This is a genomic window from Roseobacter cerffii (assembly GCF_054226325.1).
In genome coordinates this window covers 2,486,965-2,511,797 of sequence record NZ_CM135757.1, presented here as the reverse complement: position 1 = coordinate 2,511,797, position 24,833 = coordinate 2,486,965, and the positions used below count along the sequence as shown (strand labels likewise).

Annotated in this window: 25 protein-coding genes and 1 other RNA gene; 14 read left to right on the top strand and 12 right to left on the bottom strand. The window is 63.3% G+C overall.

Annotation, left to right across the window (positions count from 1 at the left end; genetic code table 11):
* Positions 1–13 precede the first annotated feature (13 nt).
* From ACVC7O_RS12160 to ACVC7O_RS12150, 3 genes are all read left to right on the top strand, one after another.
* Complete coding sequence (locus ACVC7O_RS12160; RefSeq protein WP_458322395.1) at positions 14–1,774, top strand: sensor histidine kinase; 1,761 nt, start codon at positions 14–16, stop codon at positions 1,772–1,774.
* Positions 1,775–1,777: 3 nt separating this feature from the next.
* A complete protein-coding gene (locus ACVC7O_RS12155; RefSeq protein WP_263844305.1) occupies positions 1,778–3,112 on the top strand; it encodes a sigma-54-dependent transcriptional regulator in 1,335 nt (444 codons plus the stop codon).
* Positions 3,113–3,593: 481 nt separating this feature from the next.
* Complete coding sequence (locus ACVC7O_RS12150) at positions 3,594–6,227, top strand: Rne/Rng family ribonuclease (RefSeq protein WP_458322394.1); 2,634 nt, start codon at positions 3,594–3,596, stop codon at positions 6,225–6,227.
* Positions 6,228–6,281: 54 nt separating this feature from the next.
* Here ACVC7O_RS12150 and ACVC7O_RS12145 read toward each other — a convergent pair whose 3' ends face one another.
* Positions 6,282–6,512: a sulfurtransferase TusA family protein gene (locus ACVC7O_RS12145; RefSeq protein WP_458322393.1), complete on the bottom strand. Its 231-nt coding sequence runs from the start codon at positions 6,510–6,512 to the stop codon at positions 6,282–6,284.
* 92 nt (positions 6,513–6,604) lie between these two features.
* Between ACVC7O_RS12145 and ACVC7O_RS12140 the strand changes: the two genes are divergently transcribed.
* From ACVC7O_RS12140 to ACVC7O_RS12125, 4 genes are all read left to right on the top strand, one after another.
* Positions 6,605–7,357 (top strand): cytochrome c biogenesis CcdA family protein, encoded by a 753-nt coding sequence (locus tag ACVC7O_RS12140; RefSeq protein ID WP_458322392.1) that lies wholly within the window; start codon positions 6,605–6,607, stop codon positions 7,355–7,357.
* Between the two features lie 56 nt (positions 7,358–7,413).
* A complete protein-coding gene (locus ACVC7O_RS12135) occupies positions 7,414–8,652 on the top strand; it encodes a hypothetical protein (RefSeq protein WP_458322391.1) in 1,239 nt (412 codons plus the stop codon).
* Positions 8,649–10,001 carry a cytochrome P450 gene (locus ACVC7O_RS12130; RefSeq protein WP_458322390.1) on the top strand — a complete coding sequence of 451 codons (1,353 nt, stop codon included), beginning with the start codon at positions 8,649–8,651 and terminating at the stop codon, positions 9,999–10,001. Before ACVC7O_RS12135 ends, ACVC7O_RS12130 begins: the two co-directional genes overlap by 4 nt.
* A 69-nt stretch (positions 10,002–10,070) precedes the next feature.
* Positions 10,071–10,961, top strand: coding sequence for a fructose bisphosphate aldolase (locus tag ACVC7O_RS12125; protein WP_458322389.1), 891 nt, complete (start codon positions 10,071–10,073; stop codon positions 10,959–10,961).
* Positions 10,962–11,199: 238 nt separating this feature from the next.
* On the opposite strand, the gene ACVC7O_RS12120 is transcribed toward ACVC7O_RS12125, so the two are convergent.
* From ACVC7O_RS12120 to fumC, 3 genes are read right to left on the bottom strand one after another with little or no spacing between them, the layout of a single operon-like run.
* Positions 11,200–11,433, bottom strand: coding sequence for a ribbon-helix-helix domain-containing protein (locus tag ACVC7O_RS12120; RefSeq protein ID WP_458322388.1), 234 nt, complete (start codon positions 11,431–11,433; stop codon positions 11,200–11,202).
* A complete protein-coding gene (locus ACVC7O_RS12115) occupies positions 11,430–11,606 on the bottom strand; it encodes a DUF4169 family protein (protein WP_458322387.1) in 177 nt (58 codons plus the stop codon). The genes ACVC7O_RS12120 and ACVC7O_RS12115 overlap by 4 nt, the downstream gene beginning before the upstream one ends.
* Before the next feature lie 4 nt (positions 11,607–11,610).
* A complete protein-coding gene (fumC, locus tag ACVC7O_RS12110) occupies positions 11,611–13,002 on the bottom strand; it encodes a class II fumarate hydratase (protein WP_458322386.1) in 1,392 nt (463 codons plus the stop codon).
* A 227-nt stretch (positions 13,003–13,229) separates the two neighbouring features.
* On the opposite strand from fumC, the gene ACVC7O_RS12105 reads away from it, so the two are divergent.
* Complete coding sequence (locus ACVC7O_RS12105) at positions 13,230–13,784, top strand: hypothetical protein (protein WP_458322385.1); 555 nt, start codon at positions 13,230–13,232, stop codon at positions 13,782–13,784.
* A gap of 6 nt (positions 13,785–13,790) precedes the next feature.
* Here ACVC7O_RS12105 and ACVC7O_RS12100 read toward each other — a convergent pair whose 3' ends face one another.
* From ACVC7O_RS12100 to ACVC7O_RS12070, 7 genes are all read right to left on the bottom strand, one after another.
* Entirely contained in the window at positions 13,791–14,306 is a 516-nt protein-coding gene (locus ACVC7O_RS12100) for an SspB family protein (RefSeq protein WP_458322384.1), read from the bottom strand.
* 92 nt (positions 14,307–14,398) lie between these two features.
* Complete coding sequence (gene chrA / locus ACVC7O_RS12095) at positions 14,399–15,646, bottom strand: chromate efflux transporter (RefSeq protein WP_458322383.1); 1,248 nt, start codon at positions 15,644–15,646, stop codon at positions 14,399–14,401.
* Complete coding sequence (locus ACVC7O_RS12090) at positions 15,643–16,398, bottom strand: chromate resistance protein ChrB domain-containing protein (protein WP_458322382.1); 756 nt, start codon at positions 16,396–16,398, stop codon at positions 15,643–15,645. The genes chrA and ACVC7O_RS12090 overlap by 4 nt, the downstream gene beginning before the upstream one ends.
* A gap of 124 nt (positions 16,399–16,522) precedes the next feature.
* Complete coding sequence (locus ACVC7O_RS12085) at positions 16,523–16,948, bottom strand: ester cyclase (protein WP_458322381.1); 426 nt, start codon at positions 16,946–16,948, stop codon at positions 16,523–16,525.
* Positions 16,949–17,029: 81 nt separating this feature from the next.
* Positions 17,030–17,379, bottom strand: a transfer-messenger RNA (tmRNA) gene (ssrA, locus tag ACVC7O_RS12080).
* A 180-nt stretch (positions 17,380–17,559) separates the two neighbouring features.
* A complete protein-coding gene (locus ACVC7O_RS12075; protein WP_458322380.1) occupies positions 17,560–17,913 on the bottom strand; it encodes a DUF4345 family protein in 354 nt (117 codons plus the stop codon).
* A gap of 39 nt (positions 17,914–17,952) precedes the next feature.
* Complete coding sequence (locus tag ACVC7O_RS12070; RefSeq protein ID WP_458322379.1) at positions 17,953–18,687, bottom strand: leishmanolysin-related zinc metalloendopeptidase; 735 nt, start codon at positions 18,685–18,687, stop codon at positions 17,953–17,955.
* 367 nt (positions 18,688–19,054) lie between these two features.
* Between ACVC7O_RS12070 and ACVC7O_RS12065 the strand changes: the two genes are divergently transcribed.
* Positions 19,055–19,684, top strand: a complete 630-nt coding sequence (locus ACVC7O_RS12065; RefSeq protein WP_458322378.1) for a PEP-CTERM sorting domain-containing protein — start codon at positions 19,055–19,057, stop codon at positions 19,682–19,684.
* Positions 19,685–19,746: 62 nt separating this feature from the next.
* Here the strand turns inward: ACVC7O_RS12065 and ACVC7O_RS12060 are convergent, their stop codons facing one another.
* Positions 19,747–20,502, bottom strand: a complete 756-nt coding sequence (locus ACVC7O_RS12060) for a FadR/GntR family transcriptional regulator (protein WP_458322377.1) — start codon at positions 20,500–20,502, stop codon at positions 19,747–19,749.
* Positions 20,503–20,573: 71 nt separating this feature from the next.
* Between ACVC7O_RS12060 and ACVC7O_RS12055 the strand changes: the two genes are divergently transcribed.
* The 5 genes from ACVC7O_RS12055 (at position 20,574) to acuI (ending at position 24,754) form a co-directional block, all read left to right on the top strand.
* Positions 20,574–21,347 (top strand): DUF2182 domain-containing protein, encoded by a 774-nt coding sequence (locus ACVC7O_RS12055; protein ID WP_458322376.1) that lies wholly within the window; start codon positions 20,574–20,576, stop codon positions 21,345–21,347.
* A gap of 3 nt (positions 21,348–21,350) precedes the next feature.
* Positions 21,351–22,058 (top strand): DUF1326 domain-containing protein, encoded by a 708-nt coding sequence (locus tag ACVC7O_RS12050; RefSeq protein ID WP_458322375.1) that lies wholly within the window; start codon positions 21,351–21,353, stop codon positions 22,056–22,058.
* The gene (locus ACVC7O_RS12045) at positions 22,055–22,564 is read left to right on the top strand and encodes a DinB family protein (RefSeq protein ID WP_458322374.1); all 510 of its coding nucleotides are present in this window, start codon (positions 22,055–22,057) and stop codon (positions 22,562–22,564) included. The genes ACVC7O_RS12050 and ACVC7O_RS12045 overlap by 4 nt, the downstream gene beginning before the upstream one ends.
* A 1-nt stretch (position 22,565) precedes the next feature.
* Positions 22,566–23,669 (top strand): dimethylsulfoniopropionate demethylase, encoded by a 1,104-nt coding sequence (locus ACVC7O_RS12040; RefSeq protein WP_458322373.1) that lies wholly within the window; start codon positions 22,566–22,568, stop codon positions 23,667–23,669.
* A 92-nt stretch (positions 23,670–23,761) separates the two neighbouring features.
* Complete coding sequence (acuI, locus tag ACVC7O_RS12035; protein WP_458322372.1) at positions 23,762–24,754, top strand: acryloyl-CoA reductase; 993 nt, start codon at positions 23,762–23,764, stop codon at positions 24,752–24,754.
* Positions 24,755–24,833 lie beyond the last annotated feature (79 nt).

Genomic DNA, 24,833 nt, shown 5'->3' with positions numbered 1-24,833 from the left:
GTACTGTCGCGCCATGGAGAACGCTGCCGATCCTGATCCCCAGACCCGCGCCATCAACTGGCGCGTACGCGTTGCATTGGCGGTTCTGCTTCTATTGGCTGTGGTTGTCGTGTCTGTCACCAACAAGTTGTTGACGGATCGCTTCACGGAAAGCACGCGTAACCGGGCGGAGTTGCGGCTGGCGCTCTACAGCGGGAACCTGCTGTCGGAGTTGCGCCAGAACGCGATCGTGCCGCAGCTTCTGGCCCGCGATGCGGAGCTGATCGGGGCGCTGAATTCCGCTGACTACACCGCCTCCACCCGGCGCTTGATTTCCTTCGTGGAGGAGATTGGTGCCGCCTCGCTGATGTTGCTCGATATCGATGGGCGGACCGTCGCGGCCACTGACCGCAGCCGGTTGGGCTCAAGCCATCGGGCCGAGCCCTATTTTGTCGATGCGATCCGCGCCAGTGCAACGATCTTCACGGTCGCCGAGCGTGAGGCGGGGGGATACGGCTTCTTCTACTCGCGGCGCGTGCAATCGGGTTCGGACGTTTTGGGCGTGATTGCGGTTGAGGTTGATTTGCAGAAGTTTGGACGAGCCTGGGCAGGCATTTCCGACGCGGTGATCGTGACGGACAGCACCGGGACGATCATCCTGACCACCGAGCCCCGTTGGCGCGGCCGCACCGAAGAGGAGGCGCTTGCGCGGCAGACCCCACAGAATGCCATCCAGCGGGCCATTCAGGCGACCGCCGACTGGACCGCGCTGCCGCCTGACACCTACCTGGAGGGGGAAGCGGTGATGCGGCTGGAGACGCGTATCCCGTTCCGCGGGTGGCGCATGGCGAGCTTCACCACCTATGCCTCTGTGCGCGAGCGTGTGAATGGTGTTTTGGCTCTGGAAATCATGGGCTTCGCGATTCTGCTCGCGCTCAGCTTCTATGCGCTAAGCCGCCGCACAGCCCTGCGTATGGCCCTGTTTCAGCGGGAATCTGCCGAGCTGCGCACCCTGAATGCAGCGCTACAGCGGGAAATCGCCGAGCGAAAACGGGTGCAGGAAACGCTCGCGGTGGCCGAACAGACGCTCGAACAGTCGAGCAAGCTTGCCGCCCTCGGCGAGATGTCGGCGGCGGTCAGCCATGAGCTCAACCAGCCGCTTGCGGCGATGAAAACCTACCTCGCAGGGGCCCGGCTCCTGCTGCGGCGCAATCGGCAGGATGAGGCGCTCTCATCCTTCGGGCGCATCGATGATCTGATCGAGCGTATGGGCGGGATCACGCGGCAGCTCAAGTCTTATGCGCGCAAGGGGCAGGAGGCGTTTTCCCCTGTAGATATGGGCGATGCGCTGGCCTCCGCGCTGTCGATGATGGAGCCGCAACTGCGTCAGCGGCATGTGCAGATCAACCGGATCGTGCCGGACAAACCCGTGCGGGTGATGGGCGACCGGCTGCGCATCGAGCAGGTGATGGTCAACCTTCTGCGGAACGCAATCGATGCCACGAAGTCCGAGATCGATCCGAAGGTCGAGATCCTGCTGACGGCGGGTGAGACCGCGACCTTGACCGTGCGGGACAACGGGCCGGGCATTGAGGACCTCGATCAACTGTTCGAGCCGTTCTACACGACAAAACAGCCGGGTGACGGTGTGGGGCTGGGCCTCGCGATTTCATCTGGTATCGTGAATGACTTAGGGGGGCGCCTGACGGCGCGCAATGGACAGGCCGGGGGCGCGGTCTTCGAGATGCAGTTGCCAATTATGGGCGACGAGCACAGTACACAAGCGGCGGAGTAAGCCATGACACAAGCCATGAAGATTGCAATTGTGGATGACGAACAGGATATGCGGCAGTCGATCAGCCAATGGCTGGCCCTGTCGGGATATGACACAGAGACCTTTGGCAGCGCCGAAGATGCGCTCAAGGTGCTTGGGCCGGACTATCCGGGCATCGTAATTTCGGACATCAAGATGCCTGGCATGGACGGGATGCAATTTCTCAAGAAGCTGATGGGCAACGACTCCGCGCTGCCGGTGATCATGATCACCGGACATGGCGATGTGCCGATGGCGGTGGAAGCCATGCGCGTCGGCGCGTTTGATTTCCTGGAAAAGCCGTTCAATCCGGACCGGATGAACGAACTGGCCAAGAAGGCCACAGGCGCGCGGCGTCTCGTGATGGACAACCGCGCGTTGCGCCGCGAGCTTTCCGACGGCGGCCAGCTGATGAAGAAGCTGATCGGGCAGAGCCCGGTGATGGAGCGGCTGCGCGAAGACATCCTCGATCTGGGTCAGGCCGATGGGCACGTGCTGATCGATGGCGAAACGGGCACCGGCAAGACGCTGGTGGCCCATGCGCTACACGCAGTGGGCAGCCGCGCGGGCAAGAAGTTCGTGCTGATCAGCTGCGGGGCCTACGAGGAAGAAGCGCTGAGCAAGCGGCTCTTTGGCCCGATGAACCCGGAAGACGCGCAACTGCCTGCCATCGAAGAGGCCCGTGGCGGGACGCTAGTGCTGGAGGATATCGAGGCGCTGTCGGAAACGATGCAGGCGCGCCTTCTGAGCGTGATCAACGAGCAGGGGGCGCCCGCCGAGACGCGGATCGTGGCGATCTCGAACCTGCAAGAAGCGGGGCGGACCTGTGAGGATGCGCTACGGGCCGATCTTTTCTACCGGCTGGCCGCATTGCGGATCACGGTGCCGCCGTTGCGCCAGCGGGGCGAGGACATCCTGACGCTCTTCACGCGTCTCAGCGAGCAGTTCTCTGACGAATACGGCTGTGATGCGCCGCAGGTCTCTGCACAGGAAGCTGCACAGCTCTTGCAGGCGCCCTGGCCCGGTAACGTGCGCCAGCTGATCAATGTGGCCGAGCGCGCGGTGCTGCAATCGCGGCGCGGCTCGGGCACCATCGCCTCGCTGTTGATGAACGATCACGAGGACATGCAGCCGGTGATGACCACCGAGGGCAAACCGCTGAAAGAATATGTGGAAGCCTTCGAGCGCATGCTCATCGACAACACCATGCGGCGGCATCGCGGGTCGATTGCGAGCGTGATGGAGGAATTGTGCCTGCCACGCCGCACGTTAAACGAGAAAATGGCGAAATACGGCCTGCAGCGGTCCGACTACCTCTGACGGTCGCATCTTTCCGCTGACCTCGCGAAAAATCGCGTAGAATCTGGGGGCTAGAGCCGTATTGCGGCTCGCCCTGCACATTCCCCATTGTGTTTTCTCACACAGTCGCATTATCTAAGGGAACGATGGTGCGGCATATCTCTGCATGCAACCGTCGGATGAGATTCGCTGCTCTGGGCGCGGTGTGGGACGTATCACACCACCGGGGTAGACCGATTGGGCCGGAAACGGCCAACGAACCGCTGACGTGGACCAAGGCCAGAGCGCCCCAAATCCCGCAGTATATAATGGATACGAGGCCGCGATCCGCGTGCCCGTGTCGGAGAAGAACCGCGATGACGCGCGCCGATGCACTGAGCAGATCCGCCATGGCCCCGAGGGGCCGGGCGCAGCGCACGTTTCTGATCGCCCTGACAAGACACGTCCCCTACCTCGCCGATCCGCCAGGGTCTGCGGGCGTACGGCTGTGCAAATTGGAAATATGGCTAAGAAAATGCTTATCGACGCCACCCACGCGGAAGAGACCCGCGTCGTGGTGGTGGACGGAAACAAGGTCGAGGAGTTTGACTTTGAATCCGAAAACAAGCGCCAGCTTGCTGGCAACATCTATCTCGCAAAAGTAACGCGCGTCGAGCCGTCGCTTCAGGCGGCGTTCGTGGACTATGGCGGCAACCGCCACGGCTTTCTCGCGTTCTCGGAGATCCACCCAGACTACTATCAGATCCCTGTCGCGGACCGTCAGGCGCTGATGGAAGAAGAACGTGCTTATGCCGAAGCGCAGAAGGCCAAGGAAGACGAAGACGAGAAGCCCAAGCGCCGTTCGCGCAGTCGCAGCCGGTCGAAGGCCAAGGCTGCCGAGGCCGCTAATGATGATGCGGTGGCGTCGAAGGACGTCGAATCCGATCAGATCGACGGGATGGAGACCATCGACCTCGACGACGAGGAAGGCTCCTCGCCGATGGAGCGCGTGGCCGAAACCCCTGTTGAAGAGCCCGAAGATGCGCCGGAAGAGGTCGTGGCAGAGGCTGATGCGCCCGACACGGCGGATGCTGAGGATGCGGGTGCGGAGGCCGACGGAGACGATGACGAGGCGGACAGTTCCAAGCGCAAATCCGACGCCTCGGCCAAGGATGACAGCATCGAGTCCGTAGCCGATGACGACGACCAGGAAGACATCCGGCCCGCACGCAAACCGCGCCCCCGGCGCTACAAGATCCAGGAAGTCATCAAGGTCCGCCAGATCCTGCTGGTGCAGGTTGTTAAGGAAGAACGTGGCAACAAGGGTGCGGCGCTGACCACCTACCTCAGTCTCGCGGGTCGTTACTGCGTGCTGATGCCGAACACGGCGCGTGGCGGTGGCATTTCCCGCAAGATCACCAATGCCGCTGACCGCAAGAAGCTGAAAGATATCGCCAATGAGATCGAGGTGCCGGATGGCGCCGGGCTCATCGTGCGCACGGCAGGCGCCAAACGCACCAAGGCCGAGATCAAGCGTGACTATGAGTATCTGCAGCGGCTCTGGGAGCAGATCCGCGAGCTTACGCTGAAGAGCATTGCGCCCGCCAAGATCTACGAAGAGGGTGATCTGATCAAACGCTCGATCCGCGATCTCTATAATCGCGAAATCGATGAGGTGTTTGTCGAGGGCGAGCGCGGCTATCGCATCGCCAAGGACTTCATGAAGATGATCATGCCGTCCCATGCGAAGAACGTGAAACTTTATGCCGAGAGCCTGCCGCTCTTTGCGCGCTATCAGGTGGAAAGCTACCTCGCTGGCATGTTCAACCCGACGGTACAACTGCCCTCAGGCGGCTACATCGTGATCGGCGTGACCGAGGCGCTGGTGGCCATCGATGTGAACTCCGGTCGGGCGACCAAGGAAGGCTCCATCGAGCAGACCGCAACCAAGACCAACCTGGAAGCCGCCGACGAAGTGGCGCGCCAGCTGCGGCTGCGCGACCTCGCGGGGCTCATTGTCATCGATTTCATCGACATGGACGAGCGCAAGAACAACGCCGCCGTCGAGAAACGCGTGAAGGAAAAGCTCAAGACCGACCGGGCGCGTATTCAGGTGGGCCGCATCTCGGGCTTTGGCCTGATGGAGATGTCGCGTCAGCGCCTGCGCCCCGGCATGATCGAAGCCACCACGCAGCCGTGCCAGGCCTGCCACGGCACCGGGCTTATCCGGTCGGACGACAACCTTGCGCTGTCGATCCTGCGGCAGATCGAGGAAGAGGGCACGCGGAAACGCTCGCGTGAAGTGCTGATCAAGGCACCTGTGGGCATTGCGAACTTCCTGATGAACCAGAAGCGCGAGCATATCGCCCAGATCGAAGGCCGTTACGGGCTGTCGGTTCGGATCGAAGGGGACCCGATGTTGGTCAGCCCTGATTTCAGCCTCGAGAAGTTCAAGACGGCGACCCGCGTGGTCAGCGCGGTGGCCGACACCGTGGTCTCGGTCGACACCTCGATCATGGATCAGGTGGACGCGGATGATGAGAGCGATGTGATCGCCGATGAAGCGCCCGCTGCGGATCAGGGCCGGTCGGAGGACGGAGATGGAGAAGGCAAGCCCAAGCGCCGCCGTCGCCGTCGTCGCCGCAGCCGGAACAAGTCGAACGGTGCTGACAATGGTCAGGCCAATGAGACGCAGGAGGCCAGTGACGACGCGCCAGTGAAGAACGGCGCGGACACCTCGGAGGCACCGGCCGAAGCGGAGACAGAGGCGGCGCCTGAAGCCGAGGCGGACGCTGAAAAGCCCAAGCCCAAGCGGCGCACGCGCAAAGCGAAGCCGAAGGAAGAGGCGGAAGCGGTCACAACCGAAGACGCTAAGACCAGCGAAGCGGCGCCGGAGCCTGCACCCGAGGCATCGGACGAGGTGGCGGAGAAGCCCAAGCGCAAGCGCGCCAGCCGGGCGAAGAAGCCGAAGGTCGAGGAGGCCGCGACGGAAGCAGCAGAGCCTGCCGCGTCTGAGCCGGCACCCGAGCACGCCCCGGCGCCCGAGCCCGTGGCGGCTGACACCGCGCCGGAGCCGGCGGCTGCAGCGCCGGAGCCTGCACCTGAACCCGCGCCAACAAAGCCAAAGCGCAAAGGCTGGTGGTCGCTCGGCGGCTGATCTCAACGAAAAGAAGATAGAAAGGCGTGCCAACCAGCGCGCCTTTTTTGCATTTTACGTTTTGCGGATGACGTAGACCTGCACCGCCCCCTCGATGTCGGACGACACAAGCTCATGCCCCGCTTCCGCACAAAAATGCGGCACATCGACCACGGCGGCGGGATCATCCGCACGCATGGTGAGCGTGTCGCCGGGCGCTAGCGCCAGCAGCCGTTTGCGGGCCTTGAGGACGGGCAGGGGGCAGAGCAGCCCGGTGGCATCGAGATCGGTGGAGGTGTCACTCATATCCCTCACATAGGTGCGATGTTTCAGCCTGTCCACAAGGTTGTGACTGTCACCTGCGTGACCTCTTAACGCTTATCCGCTAGGGGTGAGGGATGTTTGGAATCGAAATCATCGACGCCAGTCTGCTGCCGGCCATGATGGTGGCCCTGCTGGCAGGTGTCATCAGCTTTCTCAGCCCCTGTGTGCTGCCGATTGTGCCGCCATATCTGGCCTATATGAGCGGTGTGTCCATCGGGGATATGACCGGCGAGGTGGCGGCCCGGCGCCGCGCGGTGATTTCGGCCTTGTTTTTTGTGCTGGGGCTGAGCACGGTCTTTCTCATCCTCGGGTTCACGGCCTCGGCTTTCGGGGCGTTTTTCCTGCAAAATCAGGTGCTTTTCGCGCAGATTGCCGGGCTTGTGGTGATTGTCTTCGGCCTGCATTTCCTCGGTCTTTTCCGCATCCCGTTCCTTGATCAGGAGGCGCGGCTGGACGCAGGCGACCAGGGCGGCTCCAGCTTTGGTGCCTATATTCTCGGCCTCGCCTTTGCCTTTGGCTGGACCCCCTGCATCGGTCCGCAACTCGGCGCGATCCTGTCGCTCGCCGCCTCCGAGGCCTCGGTCAGCCGCGGCACGCTGCTTCTGGGCATCTATGCCGCAGGGCTCGGCATCCCGTTCCTGCTCGCCGCGATGTTCATGACTCGCGCTGTGGGTCTGATGAACCGCCTGAAACGCCATATGAAGACCATCGAGCGGGTGATGGGCGGGCTGCTCATCTTCGTTGGGCTTGCCATGGTAACAGGCGCCTTCACGACCTTCTCCTATTGGCTGCTCGAGCAATTCCCGGCCTTGGCTTTGCTGGGCTGATCCCCTTAGACTGCAGACCAACCGCGCTATGCTGCCGGGATGAGTAAGGTCTGGTCATGGGCAGCACGTCTGACACCGAGGTAAAGCGCCGCAAGGTTTTCTACATCCCCGGGTACGACCCATTCCCACCGCGCCGGTACCGCGAGCTCTATCGCAAGGAAGGCGCTGCGCAGGCCACGATTTCCGGCTACCACCTCGAGATGACGGGCGCGGCGGCTGGCACGGGGTTCGGCTGGCAGGTGCAAAGCGAGATCGACGACCAGACCACCCAAGCCGAGATCGAGGTGCTGATCTGGTCTGACATCGTGCAGGAGAGCTTTCACGCCTCGGTTGCGCTGACCTACCTCGCCATGCTGCGTACGGCTTGGATCTACATCTCCACGGGCGTGCTCTGGCGGCTGATGCGGCTGCGCAAGGGGCCGGTGATCGCGGCGCTTTACCCGGTGCTGATGCTGATCGGCCAAGCGGTTTTCGCGGTGGCCTTGGGCTGGGGCGTGGCCCGTGTGGTGCAGGTTCTGCTGGCGCTGAGCCCGCTGCCACCCACGGCGCAGATCATCGCAGCCGCCGTGGTGGGCGTGCTGGCGATCGGCGGGGTCCTGCGCTGGTTTCAGCAGATCGATAGCAAGTTTTTCGCCTATTACCTGATGCATGATTTTGCCCATAGCGCTGCGCGCCGAGGGGCCTATCCGCCCGAGATCATGGCGCGACTGAAGCAGTTTGGCGCGCGGCTTGCCGAGGCCCTGGCCGATGATGTGGATGAGGTGCTGGTGGTGGGCCATTCCTCTGGCGCGCATCTGGCGATCACGGTGCTGTCCGACTTGGTCCGCAGCGGCGCGGTTGCGAAGGAGGGCCCGGCGCTGAGCTTCCTGGCCTTGGGGCATGTGGTGCCAATGGTGGCCTTCCTGCCAGAGGCACATGCGATGCGCGCCGACCTGCGGTATCTGTCAACGCGGGAGGAGCTCACCTGGGTGGACGTCACGGCGCCGGGCGATGGCTGTTCCTTTGCGCTCTGTGATCCGGTTTCGGTCTGCGGGCAGGAGACCACCGAGAAGCGCTGGCCGCTGGTCTTTTCAGCCGCCTTCACGCAGAGCCTGAGCCCCGCGCGATGGCAGGCGCTGCGGTGGCGGTTCTTCCGTCTGCATTTCCAGTACCTCTGCGCCTTTGACCAGCCCAAGGACTATGATTACTTCCAGATCACGGCAGGCCCGCTGACGCTTGGCGCGCGCTATGCGGGGCGTCCGGCCTCGGCCTCGCGCATCACGCGCGCGGTCAGCAAATACACGTCGATCTCATGACGCAACCGCCCAAGCCCAAAGCCCGTGCCGACAAGGTAAGCCTCTGGCAATACATGCGCCTCTTCCGGCGCGATATCCTGTCAGCCCAGCCGGAACGGCTTTATCGCGCGTGGATGGCCGAGTTTCGCACGCCGTTTTTCCGCAGCTACATGGTCAATGACCGCGACGTGATCCGCGCGGTTCTGAAAGAGCGACCGATGGCGTTTCCGAAGTCCGACCGGGTGGGGTCGGGGCTGCGCCCGCTCCTGGGCAACTCGGTCTTCCTGACCAATGGCGAAGCCTGGGAGCGGCAGCGGCGCATCATCGACCCGGCCTTTGAGGGCGGGCGTCTGCGCGAGACGTTTCCGTCGATCCGTCGGGCGGCAGAGGACGCGGCGGCGCGCTTTGCCGGACATGCCGGGCAGGAGATCGATATCGAGCCCGAGACAAGCCATGCGGCGGCGGATGTGATCTTTCGCACGCTCTTTTCCATTCCCATCGACCATGCGGTGGCCCGCGATGTGTTCGAGGCCTTCCAGACCTATCAGCGCAGCCAGCCGATCCTGAACCTTGCGGCTTTCGTGCCGGTCCCGTCCTGGATGCCGCGGGGGTATCGGCGCGAGACACGGGCGAGTGCCGCCCGCATCCGATCGCTGATCCACCAGTTGACAGCAGAGCGGCAGGCGGAGATCGACGCGGGCGGGGCGCCGCATGATCTGGCCACGAAGATCATGACAACGCCGGACCCGCAGACCGGCGCGCGTTTTGATGTCAATGAGATGGTTGACCAGGTGGCGATCTTTTTCCTTGCCGGGCATGAGACCAGCGCCTCGGCACTCGCCTGGGCGCTGTACCTGCTGGCGCTGTTTCCGGACTGGCAGGAGACGGTAGCCGAGGAGGCGCAACACGCTGATCTCAATGACTTTTCGCAGATGTCAAAGCTGAAGATCACCCGCGATGTGTTTCGCGAGACGCTGCGGCTCTACCCGCCGGTGCCAATGATGGTCCGCGAGACGACGCAACCCGAGACCTTCCGCAAACGCGCGGTCAAACCGGGGGCGCAGGTGGTGATCAGCCAGTGGCATCTGCACCGGCAGAACCGCATGTGGGAGCGCCCGGACGCCTTCGACCCGACCCGGTGGGAGAGTGAAAACGGGCAGGCCTGCGCGCGCGAGGCTTATCTGCCGTTCAGTGCGGGCCCGCGGGTCTGCCCCGGGGCCGGGTTCGCTATGATCGAAGGGGTGATGATGCTGGCACATATCCTGCGCGATCTGAGGGTGGAACTGGGCAGCGGGCCGCCGCCGGTGCCGGTGGCGCATCTGACCGTGCGATCACAGAGCGGCATCCCCCTGCGCATTGTCCGGCGCTAACATGTACCATCCCGCGGCACTCTGTTTTATGGAGAGGCCAAGGGGCGGAATCAGAAGGATATTTCGATCATGTCAGACCACACCGTGATGCGCGAACAGATGAAATCCGGCGCGGGCTTCATTGCCGCCCTTGATCAGTCGGGTGGCTCGACACCCAAGGCGCTGAGCCTCTATGGCGTTGAACCGTCGGATTATTCCGGTGACGAAGAGATGTTCCGCGCGATGCATGACATGCGCGCCCGGATCATTCTGGCGGATGATTTCACCAAGGACAAAGTCATCGGCGCGATTCTCTTCGAACGGACGATGCATGATACCATCAACGAGACCCCTGTTGCGCAGTTGCTCTGGTCAGAGCGCGGTGTGGTGCCGTTTCTGAAGATCGACAAGGGGCTCGAAGAGCAGGCCGACGGGGTGCAGCTGCTCAAGCCGATGCCGGGACTGGAGGACACCTTGCAGGTGGCGAAATCCAAGGGGATCTTCGGCACCAAGGAGCGCTCGGTCATTCACGAGGCCAATGAAAAGGGCATAGCAGAGAACGTGGCCCAGCAGTTCGAGGTGGCCCGCACCGTGATCGCGGCGGGGCTGGTGCCGATCCTGGAGCCGGAAGTGAACATCCACTCCGAGACGAAAGGTGAGGCCGAGGTTTTGCTGGAGGCCGAGATTGCCAAACATCTCGATACGCTGGACGAGGGTGTGGATGTGATGCTGAAGCTGACGCTGCCGAATGAGCCTTGGCGCTATGACAAGCTGGCCGCGCATCCGCGGGTGCTGCGAGTCGTGGCGCTCTCGGGCGGGTATTCGACCGATGAGGCCTGCCAGCGTCTGACGCAGGCGACCTCGATGATCGCGAGCTTCAGCCGCGCGCTCACCGAAGGCTTGAACGTGAAGATGTCGGATGTGGAGTTCAACGCAGCACTTGGCAGTAACATCGACAAGATTTATCGCGCGTCGATCTGAGGTCAGGCTGCGCGTCTGTCCTTTTAAGAGATACGTCCGAGATGTCCTGCCCGGCTGATGGGCCGGGCATCGCCCGACCTCCCCCCGGAGGGCGATTTTGACGGTGGCAAACAGCCCGACATCAGCCGGTGTTCAGCGCGTCGCATAGCGGAGAGTAACGAGACGCCCTCCAGGTCGGGCGATGCCCTCAGTGCAAGGAGGCGCCTGCCGTGCTATCGTCCGGCGGTGGTTTTCCCATTCAGTCTGCAGCATCCTCACGCGCCTGCAAATCCCTCAGCACATAGACGCGGATGGCCGATGCGAGGCCCATCTCTGCGCCACGATCCACGTCGATCTCTGCCACCAGGGCGTTGATCGGTTTGCCTTCCCGCTCGGCGATGTCGCGCAAGGCCCGCCAGAAGTCGTCCTCCAGTGAAATCGACGTACGGTGGCCCTTGAGGGTCACCGAATGCTTCACCGGGCGTCCGCTCATGTCTCGCGCTTGTGGCCGTCGAGGTCGCGTGCGGTCTTCTTGGCCTGCGCGCTTTCAGCGTCTTTCTCAGCCTTGGTTCGACCAAAGCGCACCGCATTCTCGTCCGCTTGCGCCTTTTTCGCGGCCTTGGCCCGCGCCTTGCGGGCTTTGTTAAGATTGATCGGTGCGCTCATGGGGTCACTTCGGACCGACCATGTTTTCGGGCCGCACCACCTCGTTGAAGCGCTCTTCGGTCACGAAACCGAGGTTCACGGCTTCTTCGATGAGCGTGGTGCCGTTCTTGTGCGCGGTCTTGGCGACGGTTGTGGCGTTGTCATAGCCGATCTCGGGGGCCAGGGCGGTCACCAGCATGAGCGACTCGCGCATGAGCTTGTCGATCCGCTCGGCGTCGGCCTTTAGCCCCACGACGAGGTTGTCGGTGAAGGCCGAGGCTGCGTCCCCTAACAACTGCATCGACTGGAGCACATTGTAGGCCATCATGGGTTTGTAGACGTTGAGCTCGAAGTGGCCTTGCGAGCCCGCAAACCCCACGGCGGCATCGTTGCCGAAGACGTGGGCACAGACCTGGGTCAGCGCTTCGCATTGCGTGGGGTTCACCTTGCCCGGCATGATTGAGGAGCCGGGCTCGTTTTCCGGCAGCACCAGCTCACCCAAACCGCAGCGGGGCCCGGAGCCGAGAAGGCGGATGTCATTGGCGATCTTGAAGAGGCTGGCGGCCACGACCTTCAGCGCGCCGGAGATTTCGACCATGGCGTCATGAGCTGCCAAGGCTTCGAACTTATTGGGCGCGGTGACGAAGGGCAGGCCGGTGATCTCGGCCATGTTCTTGGCCACCATCACATCCCAGCCTTTCGGCGTGTTGAGCCCGGTGCCGACGGCGGTGCCGCCTTGCGCCAGCTCATAGATGCGGCCCAGAGCGTCTTTCACCCGCTGAATGCCCATGGCGACCTGATGGGTATAGCCGGAGAATTCCTGGCTGAGCGTCAGTGGCGTGGCGTCCTGTGTGTGGGTGCGGCCAATCTTGATGATGCCGTCGAACTCTTCCACTTTGGCTTGCAGGGCGCCATGCAGCTTTTCCAGCCCCGGCAGAAGAACATCGCGGGCCATCATGGCGGTGGAGATATGCATCGCGGTGGGGAAGGTATCGTTGGAGCTCTGCCCCATGTTGCAGTGATCGTTCGGGTGCACCGGATCTTTGGACCCGATCTCGCCGCCCATGATCTCGATGGCGCGGTTGGCGATGACCTCATTCGCGTTCATGTTCGACTGGGTGCCGGAGCCTGTCTGCCAGACCACGAGTGGGAAGTTGTCATCGAACTTGCCCGCGACCACTTCGGAGGCGGCCTGCACGATGGCCTTGCCCCGCTCGGCATCGAGCTTGCCCAGCTCCAAATTGGCCTGCGCACAGGCCTGTTTGATGACGCCGAGCGCCCGCACAACGGCTGTGGGCTGCTTCTCCCAGCCGATGGGGAAGTTCATGATCGACCGCTGTGTCTGCGCGCCCCAATACTTGTCGAAGGGGACCTCCAGAGGGCCAAAGCTGTCGGTTTCTGTGCGGGTCTGCGCCATGATCTCTTCCCTGAAATTGCGGTATTTGCGGTGTATCGTTGCGGGCCTCATCGCGCAACTGGCAGATGGTGCCGCCCGCGAGGGCCGCTGAAAAACTTGTGATCACGCGAGAGTGTGATTGGGCACAGCGCCCGTTGAACGGGCAGCCGGGAATGTTATCTTGGATGTAGGGAGGTTCTGCCTGCGCGCGACCTTCCTCACCGTGCGTTGACAGAAGGACCACCTGGATGAGACTGAGCCGCCAATTGACGCCGTGGGTTGTCCTGGGGGCGATGGTATTCCTGTTCCTTGCCACTGCAGTGCAGACGGCGCAGGCCGAGATCGCCCGTTTTGTCGGCAGCTATGAAGGGTCCGCCGAGGTGACCTCGGCCGATGGCAGCGCGCAGAAACGCGACATGAGCGTGAAGATCTCGGAGACCAAAGAGGGCTTTACCGTCTATTGGAAGACCAGCACCTATCGCCCGGATGGCTCGACCAAGGAGAAAGCCTATTCGGTCGAGTTCGTGCCATCGGACCGGGGTGACGTCTATGCCTCAGCGATGAAACGCAACGTCTTTGGCCATGATGTCCAGCTCGACCCGATGAAGGGCGAGCCCTATGTGTGGAGCCGGATCAATGGCGATACGCTCAGCGTCTATTCGCTCTTCGTGACAGAAGACGGTGGATACGAGATGCAACAGTTCAACCGGACGCTGGCGGAGGGCGGGCTGGAGCTTGACTACAAGAGCGTGCGCAATGGTGAGGTGCAGCGCACGGTTTCGACTTTCCTCGAAGCGCAGTAGTTCCGGTTACTTGCGGAAGCTGTCGAGAGAGACGATCTCGGCGTCCTGCGGCTTTTTCTCACTGTCCTGCTCATCCGTTGTGGCCGGGAGCTTCTCGTCCGGCTTGATCGCGGGCAGGCTGGTTGATGGTGTCGCAGTCGCTTCTGTCGCAGCTCCCGCCTCTTCCTCGTCCTGCGTCTCGAAGCGCAGGCCGAACTCTACCGACGGATCCACGAAGGTCTTGATCGCGTCGTAGGGAATGTAGAGCGGCTCCGGCGCATCGCCGAAGTTCAGCGTGACCGAGAACCCGTCTTCACCGACGTCCAGATTGTCGTACCAATGCTGCATCACCACGGTCATCTCGCCCGGGTAGCGATCGGACAGCCAGTCGGCCAGTTCCGCATCCGGGTGGCTGGTGTCGAAGGTGATGAAGAAATGATGCGCGCCGGGCAGGCCGTTCGCGGCCACATCATCAAGCACCTTGCGGATGAGGCCGCGCATGGCCTCATGCATCAGGTTGCCATAATCAATGCTGCGGCCCATGACAGTCCTCTGTGCACGTGGGGGTGTTTCTCAAAAGCATAGCCGATTCCCGCGCGGAGGAAAGAGGGCGTCTGCTGAAATCCAGGGCGGGTTCAGAGTGCAGTGACAAGCAGCCCGGCGGCGGCCATCAGGCCAAGCGTTTCCACCATGCCGCGCTTGAGCAGCAGCAGAAGCACCGCGGCCAGCAGGGTGAGGCCAAGGGCGAGCAGATCGAGGGAGGCAGGATCCGGGACGGGCGCGGCGTGCCAGCGCGCGGTGCCGATCTCGCGGAAGAGCACGTGGATTGCGAACCAGATCGCCAGGTTCAGGATCACTCCCACGACGGCCGCCGTGATGGCGTTGAGCGCGGCGGCGATGCGCGTTTTGGAGGAAATGATCTCGAGGTAGGGGCCTGCGAGGAAAATCCATAAGAAACAAGGCGTAAAGGTGACCCAAAGCGTGAGAGCACCTGCTGCAAGCGCCAATCCGATGCCGCCTTGCGCAAACCCGGCGATCAAGGCCACGAACTCGGTGACGAGGATCAGCGGCCCGGGGGTGGTCTCGGCCAATCCCAGGGCGTCGATCATCTGCGCGGTGCTGATCCAGCCATAGTCCTGCACGACCGTCTGCGTCATGTAGGCCAGCACCGCATAGGCGCCGCCGAAGGTGACGACGGCGAGTTTTGAAAAGAACAGGGCGATCTGTGTCAGGAACGCATGATCGATCAGCCAGACGGTGACGATGGGCAAGGCCCAGAGGCCGCCCCAGAGCGCGATGGTTCGGGCGGAGTGGGGCGCAGCGGCGGGCGGGGCGGAAGCCCCGCCCGCCGCCGCGCCCGCCGCCACCGCGCCATAAAGCGCGGCGGCGGCGATGATCAGCGGAAAGGGTAGGCCAAGCCCAAAAAGGGCCAGAAACGCCGCCCCCGCGAGCACATAGGCGCTGGTCGAGGTGAGCGCCTTGCGTGCCACTTTCAGCAGCGCCTGCAGCACGATGACAATGACGGCGGCCTTGATGCCGGCAAAGGCGGCCTGCACGAAAGGCACCTGTCCATAGATCGCGTAGCCAAGGGCCAGCAGCAGGATCACCAGCGCGCCAGGCAAGACGAAGAGCAGCCCGGCGATCAGCCCGCCCAGCGTGCCGCGCAGGCGCCAGCCCGCGTAGGTGGCAAGCTGCATCGCCTCCGGGCCGGGCAGCAGCATGCAGAGTGACAACGCGCGCAGAAAGCCGTCTTCCGTCAACCACGGGCGCTCTTCGACCAACTCGCGGTGCATCAGGGCGATCTGGGCCGCGGGCCCGCCGAAGGACAGAAGCCCGATCCGCCCGAACACGCGGATGAGCTCGGCTTGGCTCGGCGCGCTCATGCGGCCATCTCGTCGGCGCGGCCATCCCGTGCCCAGAGATAGAGCGCGTCGCAGAGTGTCATCGCGGCGGTCAGACGCTCTTGATCCTCCGGATGGCCGAGGCAAAGACCGGTCCCGAGTGCCGTCAACCCTGCCATCTCCTCCGTGGTGCTGAGCGCCCACGCCATGACCTGCAAGGCCTCAGTTTGGAGACCATAGCGTGTCACCAAGGCCCTGAACGGTGGCTCGTCGGGCGCTTCGCCAAGGCTGCGGACCGCCGTCGCTGAAAACTTGTCTGCGATGTCCGTGACCTCCGCCAGCGGTACAAAGAGTATGTCAGCGCGGGGCGTGAGGAACCGCTTGATGAGCCAGGCGCAGGCGAGATGCTCGAGCGTCGGCGCCGCGGGCAGGACCCAGCGCTGTGGCCCGTCGGGCGCGGGCAGCAGGGCCTGCGGTACGCGGGGCAGCCCGGCGTCGCGCCAGGCATAATTGCCACCCTCCAGCGCACGCGCCGCGATCCCGCGAGCGCGCAGAAGCGCGGCGGTGCCCTGGCTCAGCTTGCGCCCCTTCTGGCAGACGGTTACGACGACGCACTCCTCTAGGTCCGCAGCCAGATCACCGACAGACCAGTGGTCGTGGCGGATGGCCGTGGGGATCAGGCAGGGATCGGCCTGGACATCCTCTTCAAGAGATACATCAATGATAACAGGGGCTTGCGCTGTTCCAATCCAGCGCATGAGGGTGTCGGGAGCAACAGTGGCAATGTGCGCCATATCAAAGCATCCTTTTGTCACGTCAATAGGATGCGATACTTGGGCCAGCGCCTCACGGGGCGATCGCGAACTCCCCATGTCGAAGGGGTGCCACAGATCGGCGCGTCAGGTCAACGGCCATGTCTCAGCGCAGCACCGTCCCGCCCAGCAGCAGGGCATGGGTGTTTTCGGGCAGCTGGCCGAGCTGTTCAAAGAAGCGGATGAAGTCGAAGGCGGGGTAGCTTTCCGCTTTCTTGTCCCCGTCAAAGCGCAGCATGATCTGCTGGTAGACCTTGACCGGTTCAGAGGTGGCGGCATTGCGGCAGGTGATCTCGAGCATGGCGCTGATCCAGTCGTCCTGCTCGATGGTGTGCAGCAGCTCCACGCGGATGTCGGTCACGAAACTGCGCAGCACCGAGACCCATTCGCGGATCTCGGACGGCTCGATGCCGAAGCCCTGCGCGATGTGCCGGTTGTGCGGGGCATCGACAAAATAGTCCTCGATCACGTCGAGGCGGCCCTCTTCCCAGACGGCGGTGTACCACTCTCGCAGAATGTCGGCTTTGGTCACGTCAGGTGCCTGATCAGCTTCTGCCTAAAGTTTAGCCACAAGCGGATTGAGGAAGGCTTAACGGCCTAGTCGGATCAGGGAAGTGCAGGCTTCTGTTGCCAGGTGCCTGCGAACCCCGCCTAGTGCTGCAAGGCGCTAGGGCTTAAGATTTCGGAAGCTCCGACTGCTTACGCAGCCATTGCCGCCGGTGCACGATTGTCATTTGCAATTGTACGTTTTGAACCGATAACGGTGGTATCTCACCGAAACAAAGCTAACCCCTTTAGACGTTCGTCGATCCTGTTTCGGCCCCATGATCCCCAAATGAAGGATGTTTGGTGGAGCCGCCGGGTACCGCCCCCGGGTCCGATCCGCTTATTGCGAGCGCGTTTATGTCCATAGTTCCGAAGAACAGGTTAGATATAGGCCTGTCGGCCGGAAATCTCAAGAGGGGGCGTGCGTGCGGTGGTTTTGGACGCGGCGCAACGGGTGTGATCGAATCGTTTTGGATATCAAAGGTTAAAGGGCGGCTTTTAATGTAAACCCAACGTCGGTATCACGTCGGTACTTGGTCGGTATCGCGTCGGTGGGCTGTCGGTGCGCGCCTGGGGTTAAGAGCGCGTACGCCCTGTTCAGAGTGGATTGGCCCAGAGAAAGGCTGCCGCAAGTGCTGCCTCGATGCCACCGAAGATCAGCACCTTGCGGCGCGGGGGATTGTCGAAGATCAATGAGACCAGCCGCCCGAGGGCTGCGCCGACGAAGGCAAAGCCGATCATCGCGTAGGCTAGTGGTTGATCGAGCCAAAGGGCGGCGAGCCCCGCGACCACGAAGAGCCCGCCCACCGAGGCGCGCATTTCGCTCAGACCCATGGTGCTGGCCGTGGGCGCAAGATCGAGCGCGCCTGCGGTGTAGCGTGGGGCGAGAAAGCCGAAGAGGCCGAAGCCGATGGTCAGCAGGCTTGCGGAGATGTTGAGAAACTCTGCCATGCCGCCGGACGTAGGCTGGTGCCGTGGCCGGGCAAGCCCCTAGTTCAGCACCACCGGTTCGGGTCGCCCCATGCGGCAGAGATCGCAGATGCGCACCGCTTCGGTGATGCCCATCTCGGCCAGATCGCGGAAATCGGGCAGGGTGTAGGCATCGGCGGCGGTGAGGTCCACATCATAGCCGAGGTCGCGGAACGAGGCGACGGAGAGGCGGCTGATCGGGCGTTCTGCACCGGAGAGAAAGCCGGTCAGCAGCTCATCACCGAAGATCAGCTCGCGCCAGTGACCTTCGCGGGTGCCCGCGCCGCCGGTGTTGGCGATGGGCACCGCCGCTTCCGTGCCCCCGAGGTCCTGATACTCCTGCGTCGCCTCCGCGCCGACAAACCGGGGATCGTTGGTGCCGCTGGCCAGAATGAGCCCGGCGCGCGTCCAGAGGGTGCCGAAGCCCAGCACATGGGCCATCTCGTGCAGCACGACGTCTTCGAAGCTGCCATCGGCTTCGAGCCGTTCCACATCGGCGGTGTCGAACTGCATGATGCCCGCAACCGGCAGCTCCGATCCCGGGCGCAGCGCGGTGGGGCCGGCCTGGCCCAGCACGCCCGCCGCGCCGTCGATGGGCTCGACCGAGACTTCGATCAGCAGCCCGTCGAGCCTGCGGCCCTCGAAGGTGACCGGTTCGAATTCGGTGTCGATGATGGTGTCCCAGCGGTCGGCGGCGCGGGTGAAGGCGCCCCGGCGGGTGTCGGAGATCGGGGTGGTGAACTCAAGCGTGATCATCTGCGTGCCTCTCTTTCTGTGACAGCCTTCGAGGCCGTCTTTCCTATGACATGGGGGCCCGGAGACGGGGGATGAATGGGGCAGTGCGCAAGCGGCGCATTCCTGCGCGAAGCGGGGATGTGCAGTGGCAGGTTCCGGCGCAGGCCGCGCGGCATCGCGCGGTGCGGGTGGCGAAAATGCCCTGTCCTGACAATGAGTATTGCAGTCAAAAAAGGTGAAGATCGCTGCCTAACACGTTGCTTGGGTGAGGAAACCACCCCTTCCACGCCTCGATGATTTTTTATGTCACTGGCTCCGGGGCCAGCGCCTGAGGATAGTGAAGACACGTCACATATCGACGGTTTGTTCAGCACAAGGAAAGAGTATGATGCTCCATAGATTATCAGGCGCAGCTGCGGTTGTTCTGAGCACCGCCTTGCCGGCGGTGTCGGCCACCTTCACGCCAACCTTTGACACGCCTTCCTTCCCCGGAACCCAGTTCAACGTGGAATCCGACCCGGCGTACAATGCGTTTTACGAAGAGAATTTCGGGATCTCCGTGTCCAATGCCTATCTCTATGTCGACCCCCGCGACAGCTTCGACGGGATCGGCATCGCCAATGGCCTGCGCGAGGCCAATGGCAGCGCGGGCGAGGTCGGGCGGATCGACTTCCTCGACACCACCGATTTTGTCGATCTGTCCTACAGCTCGGTGATTTCCGGTGGCGTCTATGAGGCTTTCGCGTCTGACGGCACGCTGCTCGACAGCCTTGCGACCGGCAGCGGCACCAACAATGGCACGGTGCGGTTTGACGGCGGCATCATCTCCTACATCAACTTCACCGGTGTGGGCGGTTACGTGGGGATCAGCGGTCTCACGTATAACTACGACGGGGTCACCGACGGGGTGAATGACGACATCGGCGTGAGCCCGGTGCCGGTGCCCGCAAGCGGGCTGTTGATGGCCGGTGTGATCGCAGCGGGGGCGGCGTTCCGGCGGCGGCGCGCGGCGGCGTAACGCAATCTGTGTTGGGTGACGAGTGTGACGGCTGCGCGGATGAGCACGCGCAGCCGTTCTTCTTATGAGGCGTCTTTTGCCGTCGGCGCCGTGCCCCGGGCGCGGGCGGCAAAGACGCTCTGGGCCAGCGCCTGGGTTTCCTGCTCAAGCGCGGTGAGGGCAGTGGCAGTGGCCGCGGCATCCTGCGCTTCGACCGCATCGGCGATGCCTTCATGCAGCGCGATGATGCGCGCGCGGTCGCGGGCGGTGAAGGTGATCATGTTCATCAGGGGCTGCATCGCCTCGACGGCCCCCGCCAGCTGATAGCTGAGCACCGGGTTGCCCGCGCCATCCACCAGCGCACGGTGGAAGGCCACATCGGAGGCGCAGAAGGCTTCATCGGTGAGGCCTGGCTGGCTTTGGCGGTGGATCTCGGCGCGCATGGTTGCGAGGTGATCCGGCGTGCGCCGCGCGGCGGAGAGCGGCGCACAGGCGCGTTCGAGCGCATAGCGCGCCTCGCAGGCGGTCTCGAAGCTGACCGCGTTCATGCTGAGGAGCAGCGTCGAAGTGGTGATCTGTTGCGGCTGCGCGGCTTCGAAGCTCAGCCGGTTCACGAACGCCCCACCGGTTGCGCCCCGTTGCGTGCGAATGAGCGATTGCGCCGCCAGCCGCTTCAGCGCCTCGCGCACCGTAGGCCGCGAGACCTCGAATTGCTCGGCCAGTTCCGCCTCGGAGGGCAGGCGTTCGTCGACGATCAGGCTGCCCGCAATGATCGCGTCGCGAATGGCACCGGCGATTTGCGCGGAGAGGTCGGCGGGGTTCGAAGGGTCAATTTTCATATGTCTTACATTTAATGTTTGCCCGTTTTCTAATTGTCTGGCATTTGAATCGCAAGGAGGATCGACGATTCATGGCAGGCACGTTGCGCACCACGCTCTGGCTGGGCTTTTTTGCTGCGATCCTCGCCGCGTGGTGGGTGATGTATGTCATGAGTGTCGATATGGACCTCGATCTTCTGGGCCGTCCGGGGCCTGCTGGGCAAGCGATGGCGGCGATGGACCCGCGCATGCCCATGTATATGCCGATGGCCAATTTCGGGCCACTGTTCTGGATGTGGGCGATCATGATGGCGGCGATGATGTTGCCGACGCTGGTACCGACCCTGCGCGCCTATGAGGACCTGATGGTCAGCGCCAATGGCACAAGGCCGGGGTGGCTGGGCGTGTTGCTGGGGTACTTCATCGTCTGGGTTGGCTTTGCCGCCGTGATCACGGGCGCGCAGCTGGCGCTGCTCTTTGGCGGCGTGGTCGACATGCTGGGGATTGCGCGCAGCCCTTGGGTCGCGGGCGGGGTGTTGCTGGCGGTGGGCGCGTTCCAGTTCACGCGGGCCAAGGAAATCTGCCATGGTGTGTGTCATGCGCCTGCGATGTATTTCCTGGGCCACTGGCGGACGGGCTTTGCGGGCGGGGTGCGCATGGGTCTCGGTTTGGGCGCGTTCTGTGTCGGTTGCTGCTGGGGGTTCATGAGCCTGGGCTTCGTGGGCGGGGTGATGAACCTCGCGTGGATGGGCCTTGCGACGCTCTTCATGGTGATCGAGAAGCTGCCGCAGATCGGGCATTATGTGACGAAACCAATGGGTGTGCTGCTGTGCCTCGCGGGGCTTGCAGTCATCGTGGGAGGATAGGATATGGCCAAGAACAGGAAGCCGGACGCGGATCGCTTGCCGATCAGTCAGCGGATCGACCAGCGGATGCCCAACCCCAAACGGCGGGAAATGAGCCCTACGGAATGGGCGATCAAGGGTGAGCTGTTTCTCAACTGCTCCTGCACGGTGTTCTGTCCGTGTGTCGTCTCGCTAGGGGCGCACCCGCCGACCGAAGGGCACTGCCATGCCTGGATGGCGATTGCCATAGACGAGGGGCACTACGAGGGTGAGGATCTCTCCGGCCTCAACATCGGGCTGTTGGTGGACATACCAGGGCGTATGGGCGAGGGGAACTGGAAGGTCGCCGCTTATGTGGATGAGCGTGCGACTGGCAAGGCGTATAACGGGATTCTGCAGATCTTTTCAGGTGCTGCTGGGGGTACGACGGGTCTCTTTACGATGTTGGTCTCCGAAATCATCGGGGCGGAGCGCGCGCCGGTGGAGATCGTGCGCGAGGGCAACCGGCGCAGCATCATGATCGGGCGCAAGATCCAGGGTGAGATCGAGATGCTGGCGGGCAAGGACCCGGAGCATCCGGTGATGGTGAGCAATTCGAAATACTGGATGGGGCCCGACATCATCGCGGCCACGGGCCTGAAGAGCCGGGTGCGCGATTATGGGCGCGTCTGGGATTTCGGAGGGAAATCGGCCGAGATCTGCCCGATTGACTGGAAAGGCCCCAAGCCGTGATCGACCCAGGCTATGTGCGGCTGATGGCGCGCTACAATCGCTGGCAGAACAGCCAGTTGATGCCGGTGCTGGAGGCCTTGCCGCCTGCTGAGCTGGAGAAGGATCGCGGGGCGTTTTTCGGCTCGCTGATGGCGACGGCGAACCATCTGCTCTGGGGCGATACGATCTGGATGAGCCGGTTTGACGCCTCGGTGGAGCCGCCCGCGGTGGACGCGACCGACAACACGCGCCTGCACCCCACGATCCAGTCCTGGGCTGCGGATCGGTTCCGCATGGACGGGTGGATCATGCTCTGGGCGCAAGAGATCGGAGCGTTGGAGCTGCGCGGCGAGTTGAGCTGGTTTTCGGGGATGACGCAGCGCGAGATGACCGCACCCATGGCCGCCGCTGTCGTGCATTTCTTCAACCACCAGACCCACCACCGGGGCCAGATCCACGCCATGCTGACGGCGATGGGGCAGGAGGCGCCGGTGAGTGATATTGTCTTCATGCCAGAGGATGCCTGAAATGGCGCTGATTTCACCGTCGCGACGGCTGCGTCGCACGCCCTTCTCTGCCGGTGTCGAGGCGGCGGGCGTGAAAGCCTATACGATCTACAACCACATGCTGCTGCCCACGGTGTTCGAGAGCGTCGAGGCGGATTACCACCATCTGAAAAAGCACGTGCAGGTCTGGGATGTCTCGGCGGAGCGGCAGGTGGAGCTGCGCGGGCCGGATGCGGCAAAGCTCATGCAGATGCTGACCCCGCGCGATCTGCGGGGGATGCTGCCGGGGCGGTGTTTCTATGTGCCCATCGTCGATGAGACGGGGGGCATGCTGAACGATCCGGTGGCGGTGAAGCTGGCCGAGGACCGCTGGTGGATTTCGATCGCGGACAGTGATCTCTTGCTCTGGGTCAAGGGGATCGCCAATGGCTGGCGGCTTGACGTGCTGATCGATGAGCCGGATGTCTCGCCGCTCGCGGTGCAGGGGCCGAAGGCGGAAGACCTGATGGCGCGGATCTTCGGCGAGAGCATCCGGGACGTGCGTTTCTTTCGCTTTGGCCTTTTTGAATACGAAGGGCGCGAATTGGCGATTGCGCGCTCGGGCTATTCGAAGCAAGGCGGCTTCGAGATCTACGTGGAAGGCAGCGATCTGGGCATGCCGCTGTGGAACGCGCTCTTCAAGGCGGGAGAGGACCTGAACGTGCGCGCGGGCTGTCCCAATGCCATCGAGCGGATCGAAGGTGGGCTCTTGAGCTATGGCAATGATATGACCGATGACAACACCCCGCATGAATGCGGGCTGGGGCGATTTTGCGACACGCAGACGGCGATTGGCTGCATCGGGCGTGATGCGCTCTTGCGGGTGGCCAAGGAGGGCCCGGTACAGCAGGTGCAGGCGATTGCGATTGATGGCGAGCCGGTGCCGGGCTGTGACCGGATCTGGCCGCTTTACGGGTCGGGGCGGCGCGTGGGGCAGGTGACCTCGGCGGCCTGGAGCCCGGATTTCCAGACCAATGTGGCCATTGGCATGGTGCGCATGACACATTGGGACAGCGGCACCGAGCTGGAGGTGGAGACGCCCATGGGTATGCGCAAGGCGGTGGTGCAGCCCGGGTTCTGGGCGTGAGCCAGGCAGCGACGGCTACGCTATTGAGTATTTTGGGAAGGGTGAAGCGGGGGCGGACTGCGCCTCGCGGCTCGAAAAACAGGAGATAGGCGATGTTCAAGGCACTTGTGGTGAGCAAGGATGAGGAAAGCGGCAAGACCTCTGCCGCTGTCGAGGAGATCGACGCAGGTCGCCTGCCCGAAGGCGATGTGACCGTCGCGGTGGAGTATTCCACGGTGAACTACAAGGATGGCTTGTGCATTGGACCCGGGGGCGGGCTGGTGCGGCAGTACCCGCATGTGCCGGGGATTGATTTTGCGGGGACGGTCGAGGCCTCGGACGACGACCGCTATAGCCCCGGCGACAAGGTGGTGCTGACCGGCTGGCGCGTGGGCGAGGTACATTGGGGCGGTTATGCGCAGAAGGCACGGGTCAAGGGCGATTGGCTGGTGCCACTGCCCGATGGGTTGGACACGCGTCAGGCGATGGCGGTGGGCACGGCAGGCTTCACCGCGATGCTGGCGGTGATGGCGCTGGAGGATCACGGGTTGAAAGCGGGCGACGGGCCGGTCCTGGTGACCGGGGCCGCGGGCGGCGTGGGCTCGGTCGCGACGGCGATCCTGGCGCATCTGGGCCATGAAGTGGCCGGGGTGACCGGGCGGCCCGAGACCGCCGAGTATCTGACCGGGCTGGGGGCCAGCCAGATCGTGGCGCGCGAGGAGATCAACGAGACCGTGAAGCGCCCGCTGGAGGCCGAGACCTGGGCGGGCTGTGTCGATGCGGTGGGCGGTGCGATGCTGGCGCGGGTGCTGGGGCAGATGAAGTATGGGGCTTCGGTTGCGGCGGTGGGTCTTGCGGGCGGCGCGGGTCTGCCTGCAACGGTCATTCCCTTCCTGCTGCGCGGCGTGAACCTGCTGGGCATCGATTCCGTCATGCAGCCCTATGACAACCGGGTGCGGGCGTGGCGCCGGATTGCCAGCGATCTGCCGATGGACAAGCTGGAGGCGATGGTGCAGCCCGCGACGCTGTCTGATCTGCCACAGATGGGCGCCGACATCCTGAAGGGGCAGGTCAAGGGCCGCGTCGTGGTCGATGTGAACGGCTGACACGCGGCACCATTTTTGGGCTTTACCTAAACCGGGGTTGAGGTCCTACGGTGGTCTTCGGCCCGCAATTCAGCGGGGT